This is a genomic window from Streptomyces sp. NPDC047022, assembly GCF_040644155.1.
In the GTDB taxonomy this organism is placed as follows: Bacteria; Actinomycetota; Actinomycetes; order Streptomycetales; family Streptomycetaceae; genus Streptomyces.
In genome coordinates this window covers 97,161-109,550 of the sequence record NZ_JBEYVV010000024.1, presented here as the reverse complement: position 1 = coordinate 109,550, position 12,390 = coordinate 97,161, and the positions used below count along the sequence as shown (strand labels likewise).

Genomic DNA, 12,390 nt, shown 5'->3' with positions numbered 1-12,390 from the left:
CAGCGGCTCATCGCCAGACGGTGCGCCACCGTACGGATCCACGCCTCGGGATCCCGCTCACCGTTCAGGACGGACGAACGCCGGTCCCAAGCGCGTATGAACGCCTCCTGGACCACGTCCTGAGCCTCCGCGTGACTGCCCGTCAGTGCGTACAACTGGCCGACCAGACGCGGATAGGCGGCCGTGTAGAAGAGGTCGAACTCGTCTTCGGTCACCAGGTGGTGCTCTCTTCTTACGGCGCGGGGCGCGTGGTGCACCACCGCTGCGGTGGGGGTCATGCGGTCGTGGTGGCGCCCGCGGCGCTGTGGTCGAGCCACTTGGAAGCCCTCAGCGGTGCTGGTGGCGAGGCCGACACAGCCGTTGCCGCCCGGACGCCGCTACCCGCGTTCGCCGAGCAGCCGACGGCCGAGAGCGAAGCGGTACAGGCCGCCGCAGCGGCCCCGAGACGGTCGGCGGTCCGGTCGGCCGAACGGTCCGAGTACATGAGATTCCCCCTGCGAGGTGCGGTTATCGCCTCCTCTACGCACGGGCTCGGCGCCGGGTTGCATCGCATCGGAACTTTTTCCGGGAACATCGACTCGGTTCCCGCCCGCACCTGATCGATGGTCAGCGCGGCAGGGGGGTGGTCAGCGGGCGCTGCCGATGTTCCGGTCGGCGTCGGAGCCCTCGAGCATCAGGGTGGTCTCCTGGATGCGCTGGAAGCGGCCGTCGGGTGCGAGGTCGGCGAACACGTAGACCTCCATGCTCACGGTCGAGCCGTCCTTCTTGGTGATGTGGCAGATGTGCCGGTCGGCGTACTTGCTGCCGTCGTACAGCTCCTCGTGCACCTCGACCTTGCCGCCGACGACGAGCGTGCGCAGGTGGGCGATGTGGTCGAGGAACTCGGCGCGGTCGGCCCACTCGCCGTCCGTGCGCTGGCGGTAGTCGGGGGTGAAGTGCCGGTCGGCGGCCTCGTCCAGGGTGAGGTCGCGGTTGAAGAGCAGGTCGCTCAGGGCGGCCTCGATACCGGTGTGAGTCATGGGAGCTTCCTTTTCGGGTATGTGCAGGTCAGACGCAATGCGAGTGCTGTGCGCGCTTACTTTCTGCCGAGCTCACTGTGTGCGTCACGCACACAGTGAATGGGTGTGCGAATCAGCCGCGACACCCGGCAGCCCGCACGGGCGGGTACGGCCCAGCCTCCAGAGACGCAGGCCGACGGGCAGCACAAGCGAATAACGGGGCGCGCCGCCCGGCCGCCGCGGTGGGTTCCAGGTGTTACTTCATCGAGTGGTGGAGAAGTGTCGGCGGTACTGGCTCGGTGTGACGCCCAGGGTGTGCTTGAAGCGGCGGTGCAGGGTCTCCGCGGAGCCGAAGCCGGAGAGCCGGGCGATCGCGTCGACGGTTATGTCCGTCGTCTCGAGCAGTGCCCGGGCCGCCTCGATGCGGACGGTCTCCACGTAGCCGGCCGGGGTGCGGCCGGTCTCGGCGCGGAAGACGCGGGTGAAGTTGCGCTCGCTCATGCCTGCCCGTTCGGCGAGCGCCCGGACGGTCAGGTCGTCGGCGAGGTGGTCGGTGACCCATGCCTGAAGGTCGCGCAGTGGCTTACGCGTGGGCCGCTGCGCGGCGAGCTGGGTACTGAACTGGGTTTGGCCTCCTGGGCGTTGGACGAACATCACCAGTATCCGGGCAATGGCCCGAGAGACCTCGGGCCCGTGGTCCTCCTCGACCATGGCGAGTGCCAGGTCCATCCCCGCCGTGACTCCGGCGGAGGTCCACACGGCCCCGTCGTGCACGAAGATGGGGTCCGGGGTGACCGTGACGTTCGGGTGCTCGCGGGCCAGTCGCTCGCAGCACGCCCAGTGCGTCACCGCGCGCCGTCCGTCGAGCAGCCCGGCCCGCGCGAGCAGGAACGCGCCTGTGCACACGGCGGCGACCCGCCGGGCCCGCCCGGCCGCCGCCTCGAGCCAACGGACAAGCTCTTCGTCGTCCGCTCCCTGGGGATTGCCCGGTGCGCCGACGACCACCAGCGTGTCCATCGGTCCCTCGCACTGCTGGATGCCACTGGCCATCACGTCGATCCCGTGACTGGCCCGCACCGCTCCGGCGCGGCTCGCGACGATCTCAACGGCATAGCCCTCACCCGCGGGCACCCACTGCGCTGCCTGCCCGAAAACCTCGTGCGGCCCCGTCAGGTCCAGCACCTGGAATTGCGGATAGATGAGAAAAACGACGCGCCGCTGTGTCACCTGAGCATCGTGGCCCAGCGGCCATCCGGCGGCAAGGACATGAATATGACGAAGTCCGCCATGCCGAAGTCCGCCATGCGAGTGGCGCTTGCCTCCAAGGCCGGAGCCGACCGGCTCCCGCGGGGTCCCTCGGTGGACGCGGCGCGCTCGTCCCGTGCGGGGCCGCTCACCGCTCGTGGGCGGTGAGCGGCCTGCCGGTGAGCACGGCCGAGACGACCTCGGTACGGGACCGCAGGCCGGTGCGTGCGAAGAGGCGCGACAGGCGGTTGGCGACGGCGTCCTCGCTCAGCCGCAGCACGGTGGCGATCTGACGGTTGGTGAGTCCCTCGGTGATCAGGGTGGCCAGCAACCGCTCGTTCTCGGCGGTGGCCTGCCGGCGGCCGGGCACGGTCAGCCCGGCCTCGCGCATCGCGGTCCGGGCATGGAAGCGCCGCAGCACCGAGCCCGTGTCGCCGAACAGTTCGTACGCCTCGTGGAGCAGCTTGGGGGGACCCGAGTGCCCGGCGGCGGACGCCAGTGTGACCGCCGTCTCGAACGGCTGGCCGCGGGAGCGCGCCAGCTCCACCGCCTCGTGCAGCATCGCGCGCCCCTGCGTGTCATCGCGCCCCAGGACCCTGGCCGACGCCAGCAGATACAGCAGCCGGGTCCGCTCGCTGCCCGTGCGCTGGGCGAGATCCGCGAGGCGACGCAGGTAGGCCGTCGCCTCGCCCGCCCGGCCCGTGTCCGCCAGGACCTCGGCGAGGGCGGCCGACAACTCGTCGGTTCCGTGGGCGTAGCCCCTCGCGTCGGCCGCCCGCAGCCCGCGACGCAGAGCCTTTTCGGCCGCCGGTGAATCGCCCATGGTCCGGAGCACCCCGGAGTCGGCGAGGTCCAGGAAGATTTCCAGGGGGCCGTTTCCGCTCCCGCGCGCGTCGGCGATCAGGCGGGCTGCACCCGCCGTCTTGCCCCTGGCCACCAGGATGGCCGCCGTGCGGGCGGTGAACAGATGGTGGTGGGGCGCCGCCGTGAACGCCTCGTCCTTCGCGACCATGCGGCGCGCCAGTGCCAGCGCCTCGTCCCAGCGGCCCTGGAGATGGAGGACGAGGAAGCGGCTGCCGGGGGGCAGCGTCTCCGGTGTCATCCCGCGGGTCCGCAGCAGGGCCAGAGCGCCGTACAGGTCGGTGGCACCCAGCAGTTGCAGGGAATGCGCGGCCGTCATCCCGTACAGCGCGCCGGGCGGAAGCTCCCGCGACGGCGGCGTGCTGATGTCGCGGGTGAGCAGGTCCGTCCTGCCCTGCACCATGTCCCCGACGGCAAGCACCAGCTCGGGTATCACCCGCGTGTGCGGATCCGTGCGCCAGGTCGCCTCGGTCAGCCGGAGCAGGTCCAGCGCCTCCTGCCACCGCTCCACCATGCACAGCGCCAGCGCCCGCGCCGGTCCGACGGCCTGCGGGGGCAGCGGCATGTCGTCCCACCACTTGGCCGAGCCCATCCGGGTCAGCCGCGACCAGTCCTTCGCGGCGGCGGCCGCGACGACCGGGAGGCTCGCCATCTCCTGCAGCTCCGGGCCGGAGAGAACGTCGGAGGGATCGCGCAGGATCGTCTCCGCCGTCCGTCCGGCGGTCGCGTGGTCGCCCGCCACCCAGGCGGCATTGGTGTACTGCAGCAGGGCCTGCTCGCGTGCGGCGGGTTCCTCGACCAGAAGCAGCGCCGCGCGAAGCCAGCGCAGCATGCCGCGGTTCCCGGGGTCGGGGTAGATCCTGTCCGCGGCGGCCGTCAGTTCCGCCACCGAGCGGTCGCGGTCGAGCAGCACACCGGCGTCGGCGATCCTGTCGGGCAGATAGGTCTCGGCGTCCGCCTCGGCGACGAGCATGGACGGCGGCTCTTCGGGGATCTTTGCGCCCGAGTCGTCCCGCACCGCCCACAGCTCCCGCACCCCCGCGGCGGAAAGCCGGGCGCGTTCCAGCGGCCCGAGCCGTTCCCGCACGGCGTGCTCCACCAGGGGCGAGCGGAACATCCAGCCGCGGACGGTGCCCTCCGCCTCCCCTGGAAGCTCGTCCACCAGCCCCGCGGCGACAAGGCGTTGGACGCCGTCGCCGAGCTCCCGGCCGGACAGCCCGGTGGAGTCCACCGCCGGCCGCACCGCCGCCCGGCCGAGCGGCCACAGGACGCTCAACGCCGCCGCCACTGTCCAACACGGTTCGCCGAGCGCGTACAGCGCCCTCATGAACCGGTCGTCGTCGGGCAGCACCGGCACCGGCGCGTCCACGGCGAGGAAGGCGTGCCCGTCGGCGATCCGTACCGCGTTCTGCGCCGCCCACTCGGTGAGCAGTGCGTCGGCCGCCGCGGGGATGCCCCGGGTCAGTTCGAACGCCTGCTCCACCAGAGCGGGATCGGGCACCGCCTGCCACCGCCGCGCCACCAGCTCGGCAACCTGCTGTGCCGCCAGCCGGGGCAGGGAGATCGTCCACGCGGAGCCGCACTGTGACCACCGCTCCGCGTCACCGCCTGGGCGACCGGCCCCGGTCATCGCGACCACCACTCGCACGTCCGGTGCCGACCCCTGGGCGGTGGCCAGATCCGACAGCACGTCGAGGGACACCGTGTCGGCGTATTGCGCGTCGTCCACCACCACGGCCACGCCCGTGTCGTACGCCAGCACGGACAGCAGCGTCTCGGCGAGCGCCGCCTGATCGCCCCGCTCCACGGCCGACAGGGCCTCGGACTCCGGGTCCGGCGTCCCGGCCGCACCTTGCGGCGCCGCGGCCGACCGGTGCTTGCGCGCAGCCGCGATCACGCGCAATGCCAGCAGAAGCGGACGCTCCTGGTCGCCCTCCGCGCAGCCCAGCGACAGAACCGTACGGCCTCGCGTCCGCAGCTCTTCGGCGGCGGCACGGGCGAACGCGCTGCGCCCCGCCCCGCGTTCGCCGTGCACGAGAACCAGGCCCGGACCGTCCGGGGCGTCCAGGCGACGGCTCAGCTCCGCCAGTTCCCGCTCGCGTCCGACCAGCCGCGACACGGGGTCCGGTTGCGCCGTCGTCCCGCCGCCGACCGCGTCGCCGAGCGCGGGCCGGTCACTGTCCACGACATCTCCCCCAGGGAGCGCCAAGGGTGGTCCACCTCGGCGCCTGCCTCCCGGACCGTTACGACGGTCCCGTTCGAAGCATGCATTATGGCCATATCCCGGCACGATGTCACGATCGCCGGGCGAAGCCGCTCGACGGGGGCCGAGGGTGAGTAGTGAGGAACCCGTATGGAACGCCGTGCACCTGTCGTGGGCAGGGACCGCCAGATCGGCCTGGTCGCCGACGTGCTGCGTGCGACCGGTACGGAGCGGACCCTGCTCGTCACCGGCGCCGCCGGAGCGGGCAAGACCGCCGTGCTCGACGAGGCAGTGGAGACGGTCGCCCGAGAGGGCGTCAAGGTCCTGCGGCCGTCCTGGGAGACGGCCACCGGGGCGGGTGGCGCCGCCGCACTCGCCGACGCGGTCTACGGAGTGCTCGCCGAGGTCCAGGACGGACGGCTGCCGGTGCGCCTCACCGCCGTACGACGAGCGCAGATACGCCACGGCGCCGATGACGGCCATGGCGGCGAGCTGACCCTGCTGTCCACACTCGGCGAGAACCTCGGCGACGCGGCACGCCGCGTCCCGTTCGCGCTCCTCATCGACGACACCGACGGCCTCCCTCCGCCGACCGCGTCCGCGCTCCAGCGGATGCTCCGCGTGTTCCGGCCGGCGTTCCTGCCCGTGGTCATGGCCGGGCGCCCGGTACCCGCGGTCCCGGCGGGCGCACCGGACCTGGCGGTGCCCGCGGACCAGGTGCTCGACCTGCCGCCACTGCGGCCGGGTGCCGCCGGTGAACTCCTCGCGGCACGCCTGGGACGCCCCTCCGAACCCGCGCTCCTGGAAGCGGTGCTGCGCTGTCTCGGACCGCTGGCGGGAAACCCCGCGGCCGTGCTGTCGGTACTCACCGCGCTCGAAGAGGACGGCGCTCTCCTCGAACTCGACGGACGTATCGGCCTGAGAGCCGGGGAGGACTCGCTGCGCCTGACCGCGGAGGCCGAGACGGTCCGTCTGGTCACGGCCGGGGGACCGGACACCGCGGCCCTGCTGGCCCGGCTGGTTCACCGAGCGGAACTGTGCCTGGAGGACCTCTACTCCCTGACCCCGTCAGGCGCGACGGCCGACGCGGACCTGTGCCGGACGGTGGACGCGCTGGTGCGGGACGGGGTGCTGGCGGCCGACCGGGACGGCCGACTGACCTTCGCGGTGCCCGCGCTCGCGGCGGCCCTGCGGACGGCACCGACCCGCGGCGACGCGCCCTCGGTGCACGCCGCCGTGGTGCGCGCGGTGACGGGGCGGCTGGGTCCCGCCGCCGCGGGAGCCTCCCATCCGCGGCTGGCCGACCATGTGTCGGCCGCGGGCACGCTGCTGCCCGACGCCGATGCGGTACCGCTGCTGCTGGCCGCGGCCGGCAAGGACGCCAGATCCCACCATCCGCGGGCGCAGCGGGCCTACCGGTCGGCGCTGCGCCGCCTGTACCCGACGCATCCCGGTACGCCGGACATGCTGCGCGACGCGGCCGCACTCGGACTGGCGTCCGGCGACCACGTCGGCGTCCTCGCGCTCGGCGAGCCGATCCACGCCGTGCTGCGCGAGCCGGCCGGTGTGGACGGCGATGCGGACGGCGGCGGCCTGGAGTTCGCCACCGCGGCCTGGGCACTGTCCTCGCTGCACGAGCACCGGCCGCCGTACGACGGCGCCGCGCCCGGCATCCACGCCTCACCGGAGCGGATGCCGCGGGCGGCCATGCTGGCCGCGCTCGGCGGCCGGTACGGGATCGGCCCGGTGCAGCCCTGGTTCCCCGGCCCGGGCCGCCTCTCCGGCTACACCCCGCTCCGCCGCGTCGGCAGCCAGCTGCCGACGCCCGCGGAGCTGAGGGTGCTGGCCGCCGCTGTCGGCAGCCGGACGGACATGGTGGGGGTCACGCCCGGCCTGCCACGGAAGGCGGTCGACGCGGAGGCGCTCGGGCGGCTGCGTGAAGCGGCGGCGTACGGCGACCTGACGGGTGCCCTGGAAGCCGTGCTGGGCGAGCGCTACAGCCACACGGGCGACAGCACCGCCATGCGCTACCACGACATGGTCCGCCGCTACCTGGCCGGCGACTGGGACCACGCCCTGGCGGTCGCACGGGGGATCGAGACGCGGGGCGGGGCCGACGGCGCGCCCGGCGTCGGCCAGCTGGCCCGGGCACTGGCCGCCGAGATCCACAGCATGCGCGGCGACCAGGTACGGGCCCGTGAGTGGCTGAACCTGATTCCCGGCACTGTCACCCACCCGCTGGTGACCCGCGCGCGGCTGGGCGTGCGGCACTGGGCCGACCGAGCGGACGTGGTGCTGCTGGAGGAGGCGCTGGAGGAGGCGTGGCGGGACGTACGGCGGGCGCGCGAGAGCGGCCTGCTCATGGGCCTGGAAAGGGTGCTGCTGCGTATCCTGCGGTTCTCCGGCAGGACCACGCCTGGCGAGACCAAGCCGGACGAGGCCGTGCGGGCCCTCGAAGAGCTGGAGTCGCTGCACGAGGAGGCAGCGACCGCCCTGACTCTGGAGGCGGTGCTGGTCGCCCGTGGGGTGCTGCAGCGCGACGCGGCACGTGTGCTGGACGCCTACCGCTCGACCGAGCGCCGGGGAGACAGACCCATGATGCTGTACTGCAGCCAGTTCCTCGCCGATGTCGGGGACGACCCCCGGCCCTGGCTGGCCCAGGCGGCACGGCTCTCGCACCAGATGTCGATCGGCCCGGTGGGGCGCGGCCTGCTCGGCCACCTCGCACAACGCGACAACATCCCGCTGCCGAGGACCCGTTCGGTGAGGGTGGGGCTGAGCGAGGCGGATGCGCAGCTGATCGGCATGGTCAGCGACGGTGCGACCAACCGGCAGATCGCGGCCCGCCTGGCATGCAGTGAGAAGACGGTGGAACAACGGCTGGCGCGACTGTTCCAGCGCACCGGGCGTCGTTCGAGGGTCGAACTGGCGGCGGCCTGGCTGGACGGAAGCCTGACCGCACTCCAGCCGGGGGCGGACGCGCTGCCGGGTTCGCCGTCTGCCCCGGCGGGCGGCTGAGCGGGCGGCGCGCGGCCGGGCATCCCGCATCGCGGGGGCGTTCCGCATCGGGGCCGGGCACGCGGGCGGCCGCGATGCCATGACATCACGTCAAGGGCCTGCCTCGCGGATCACCGTCAAGGACCTTCCTTTCACCCGCTTCCCCAGGGCGTTCACGTCGTTGGTATGTACGGGGTGAACTGCCGTCCGTGCACGACGCTCGCCCCATCCCCTCTGGACAGCGGGAGGAACTGACGTCGTGACCGTGACGGAGACTGCGGTGGTGCCGGTGGAGGGCGAGCCGGACGAGGGCGTGACAGCGGGCGGGGAGCGCGCGGCGGGGGAGGCGGTGTGCGGGGGAGAGGCCGTGCGCGCGACGCATGAGGGCATTCTGCGGCGGCAGTCGGCGCGTGAATCGGCGGCGCGCACGTATGCGCGTGCCCTCCCCATCGTGCCCGTGCGGGCACGCGGGCTCACCATCGAGGGCGCGGACGGCCGCCGCTATCTCGACTGCCTCTCCGGTGCGGGGGCACTGGCCCTCGGCCACAACCATCCGGTGGTCCTGGAGGCGATCCGCAAGGTCCTCGACTCGGGTGCGCCGCTGCACATCCTGGACCTGGCCACACCCGTGAAGGACGCGTTCACCACCGAGCTGTTCCGCACCCTGCCCCCCGGCTTCGCCGACCGTGCCCGGGTGCAGTTCTGCGGCCCCGCGGGGACGGATGCCGTCGAGGCCGCGCTGAAACTGGTGCGTGTGGCCACCGGCCGGGACGGCATCCTCGCCTTCACCGGCGCCTACCACGGCATGACCGCCGGGGCGCTGGAGGTGTCCGGAGGCGCGACCGACACGCGGGTGACCCGGCTTCCGTATCCGCAGGACTACCGCTGCCCGTTCGGTGTCGGCGGCGAACGCGGTGCCCGGCTCGCCGCCACCTGGACCGAGTCGCTCCTCGACGACGCCAGGCCGGGGGTGCCGCTGCCCGCCGGGATGATTCTGGAACCGGTCCAGGGAGAAGGCGGCGTGCACCCCGCGCCGGACACGTGGCTGCGACGCATGCGGCAGATCACCGAGGACCGGTCCATCCCGCTGATCGTGGACGAGGTACAGACGGGTGTGGGCCGCACCGGGCGCTTCTGGGCGATCGAACACAGCGGTGTCGAACCCGATGTGATGGTCCTTTCCAAGGCGATCGGCGGCAGCCTGCCGCTCGCCGTGGTCGTCTACCGCGAGAACCTCGACGTCTGGCCGCCCGGGGCCCACGCGGGCACGTTCCGCGGCAACCAGCTCGCGATGGCCGCGGGCGCGGCCACCCTCGCCCACGTCCGTGAGAACGGGCTCGCCGAGCGCGCCGCCACCCTCGGTGCCCGCATGCTGGACCGGCTACGCTCCCTGGCCGCCGCATTCCCCTGCATCGGGGATGTGCGCGGCCGGGGGCTGATGATGGGCATCGAACTGGTGGACCCCGAGGCAGCGTCCGAGGCCGCGCCCCCGCACGCACCGGCTGCCGACCACGAGCGCGCCGGGCCCCGCCCCGTCGCGCCCGCGCTAGCCGCCGCGGTCCGGCGGGAGTGCCTGAAGCGCGGCCTGATCGTGGAACTGGGCGGGCGGCATGCGAGCGTCGTCCGGCTGCTGCCGCCGCTGACGATCAGTGACGAGCAGACCAGCGCGGTCCTGGACCGGCTGGAGGATGCCGTGGCCGCGGTGGCCCGGGGCCCCGTCCATCCCTGAGCCACACGCCTGGAACCGCGCAGCGAGAACCAGAACCGTGCACCTTGAGCCGGGCACCGAGCACCGAGCACCGAGCGGTGGGCAGTGGGCACCAAGCACCGAGAACGGCGGACCGGAGCCTGCGTGTTCCGCTCCGCCCTTCTCGGCCCGGCGTGCCCAGCCCGACCACCGCGCCTCCGTCCGTCGGCCCCCGACATCAGGAAGGCCCCCGGCTCCCGAACCCGCCCCCCACCTCCGCATCACACGGCCATCCGCACCGCACGGCCCGTCGCCGCACGAGCCGGAGACCCCCAGAGGACCGACCTTGAACGCCACCCCCACCGCCGACGGCGGCTCCCGGACTTCCGAGCGGGAGACCGGCTCCCCGCAGGCCACCGCGCTCGCACCCGGATACCGTGCCGTCCCCCGGCAGGAGACGGCGTCGCCGGAGTTCGGGGGAGTGCGCGGCGCCGCCGTCGACCTGCTGGAACACCCCGACCCCTCCACGGCGGCACAGGCCGCGACCGTGGAGAACCTGCTGCGCTGCTGGGTTCGCGAGCACGACCTCGCGGCTCCGGCCGACGGCACGCTGCGCATCCCGCTCCCCGCCAGTGGCACGGCTCTCCTCACCCCGGTCCACTACTGGTCGCCGACCGGCTGGCACCGCTTCGGCCCGCCGCGCTTGGCCGGCGCACCGGAATCGGCCCCGCCCGTGGACGCGGTGACGATGGCGGCGCTGCTGGCCCGGGAGCCGACCGAGAGCGCCCTCACCTTCCCGTCCACGCGTGGGTGGGCCCCGCGGTCCGGACCCGGTTCCGCCCCCGGCCATCTCGCCGATCTGGTGGCTCGTGTCGCCGACTCCGCCCGCCGGACCGCGGACTTCATCGCGGAGCGCCGGGAGCGTCCCGCGGACGAGGACGACCTCTTCCTCTCCGCCGAACAGGCCCTGGTGCTCGGACACCCGCTGCACCCGACGGCCAAGAGCCGCGAGGGACTCTCCGACGCCGAGGCACGGCTCTACTCACCCGAACTGCGCGGCTCCTTCCCGCTGCACTGGCTGGCGGTGGCGCCGGCCGTGCTCGCGGCCGACTCGGCGTGGACGGAACGCGGACGGCCCGTGCCCGCCTACCAGTTGACCCGGCGGCTCGCGGGCAGTCGCCTCCCGCTGCCCGACGGGTTCACCGCCCTGCCGCTGCATCCCTGGCAGGCACGTGAGATCCGGCACCGCCCCGAGGCCGCGGCGCTGCTGGACACGGGGCTGCTGCGCGACCTCGGCCCGCACGGCGATCCCTGGCGCCCCACCTCGTCCGTGCGCACGGTGCATCGCTCCGGCGCGCCCGCGATGCTGAAGCTGTCACTGGGTGTGCGCATCACCAACTCCCGCCGGGAGAACCTCCGCAAGGAACTGCACCGCGGCGTCGAGGTGCACCGCCTGCTGCGCGGCGGCCTCAGCAAGCAGTGGCGCTCCGCACACCCCGGGTTCGACATCGTTCGCGACCCGGCCTGGCTCGCCGTCGACAACGGGAACGGCACCTCCTTGACCGGCCTCGACGTGGTGATCCGCCACAACCCGTTCGGCCCGACGGACGACGCCTCCTGCGTCGCGGGGCTCGTCTCGCCCCGGCCACGCGCCCTGCCGGGCGGACAGGGGCGGACCGTCCTGAGCTCCCGGCTCGTGGAGATCGTCACCCGCCTCGCCGCGCGCACCGGCCGCTCACGCGGAGCCGTCGCCACCGAATGGTTCCTGCGCTACCTCGAACAGGTGGTCCGCCCGGTGCTCTGGCTGGACGGCGAAGCCGGAGTCGCCCTGGAGGCACACCAGCAGAACACCGTGGTCCTGCTGGACCCGATGGGCTGGCCCATGGGCGGTCGCTACCGCGACAACCAGGGCTACTACTTCCGTGAGTCCCGCCGCGCCGAACTCGACGCACGGCTGCCCGGCATCGGGGAGCACAGCGACACGTTCGTCTCCGACGACGTGACCGACGAACGCTTCGCCTACTACCTGGGCATCAACAACGTGCTCGGCCTCGTCGGTGCCTTCGGATCCCAGCGCCTGGCCGACGAACGGCTGCTGCTCGCAGCGTTCCGCCGCTTTCTCACCGGCGCCGCCACCGGGCACGGCGGCCCGCGCTCGTCCCTGCCCGCCCGGCTGCTCGAATCCCCCGTCCTGCGCTGCAAGGCCAACCTGCTGACCCGGCTGCACGGTCTGGACGAGCTCGTCGGCCCCGTGGACACCCAGTCCGTCTACATCACGATCACCAACCCCCTTCATTCCTGAGGAACATGACCCACCCCGTCTCCTGAGAGGAACGTCACCGTGCCTCCCACCGATGCCGGCGCCGGCGCCGGCACCGTCTCCGCCCCCGCCACGGAGT

Annotated in this window: 7 protein-coding genes; 3 read left to right on the top strand and 4 right to left on the bottom strand. The window is 73.3% G+C overall.

All coding sequences use genetic code 11. The features are described from left to right. The 4 genes from ABZ845_RS23040 to ABZ845_RS23025 form a co-directional block, all read right to left on the bottom strand. The coding region (locus ABZ845_RS23040; protein ID WP_360982587.1) for a sigma factor at positions 1-215 on the bottom strand (215 nt) is incomplete at its 3' end. Positions 216-626: 411 nt separating this feature from the next. Then, complete coding sequence (locus ABZ845_RS23035) at positions 627-1,019, bottom strand: nuclear transport factor 2 family protein (protein ID WP_360982573.1); 393 nt, start codon at positions 1,017-1,019, stop codon at positions 627-629. Positions 1,020-1,259: 240 nt separating this feature from the next. Then, on the bottom strand, positions 1,260-2,225 hold the full coding sequence (locus ABZ845_RS23030; protein ID WP_360982571.1) for a GlxA family transcriptional regulator: 966 nt from the start codon (positions 2,223-2,225) through the stop codon (positions 1,260-1,262). Positions 2,226-2,391: 166 nt separating this feature from the next. Next, on the bottom strand, positions 2,392-5,289 hold the full coding sequence (locus ABZ845_RS23025; protein ID WP_360982569.1) for an AAA family ATPase: 2,898 nt from the start codon (positions 5,287-5,289) through the stop codon (positions 2,392-2,394). A gap of 168 nt (positions 5,290-5,457) precedes the next feature. On the opposite strand from ABZ845_RS23025, the gene ABZ845_RS23020 reads away from it, so the two are divergent. The 3 genes from ABZ845_RS23020 to ABZ845_RS23010 all read left to right on the top strand — a co-directional run bounded on the left by ABZ845_RS23020 (position 5,458) and on the right by ABZ845_RS23010 (position 12,293). Beyond that, positions 5,458-8,325, top strand: coding sequence for a LuxR family transcriptional regulator (locus tag ABZ845_RS23020; protein ID WP_360982567.1), 2,868 nt, complete (start codon positions 5,458-5,460; stop codon positions 8,323-8,325). Between the two features lie 328 nt (positions 8,326-8,653). Further along, on the top strand, positions 8,654-10,033 hold the full coding sequence (locus ABZ845_RS23015) for a diaminobutyrate--2-oxoglutarate transaminase family protein (protein ID WP_360982585.1): 1,380 nt from the start codon (positions 8,654-8,656) through the stop codon (positions 10,031-10,033). A 304-nt stretch (positions 10,034-10,337) separates the two neighbouring features. Continuing rightward, positions 10,338-12,293, top strand: a complete 1,956-nt coding sequence (locus ABZ845_RS23010; protein WP_360982565.1) for an IucA/IucC family protein — start codon at positions 10,338-10,340, stop codon at positions 12,291-12,293. Positions 12,294-12,390: the final 97 nt, after the last annotated feature.

Excerpts from the sequence above, each read along its gene's own strand:
- ABZ845_RS23035 (WP_360982573.1), bottom strand. The coding sequence starts at position 1,019 with ATGACTCACACCGGTATCGAGGCCGCCCTGAGCGACCTGCTCTTCAAC.
- ABZ845_RS23020 (WP_360982567.1), top strand. The coding sequence starts at position 5,458 with ATGGAACGCCGTGCACCTGTCGTGGGCAGGGACCGCCAGATCGGCCTG.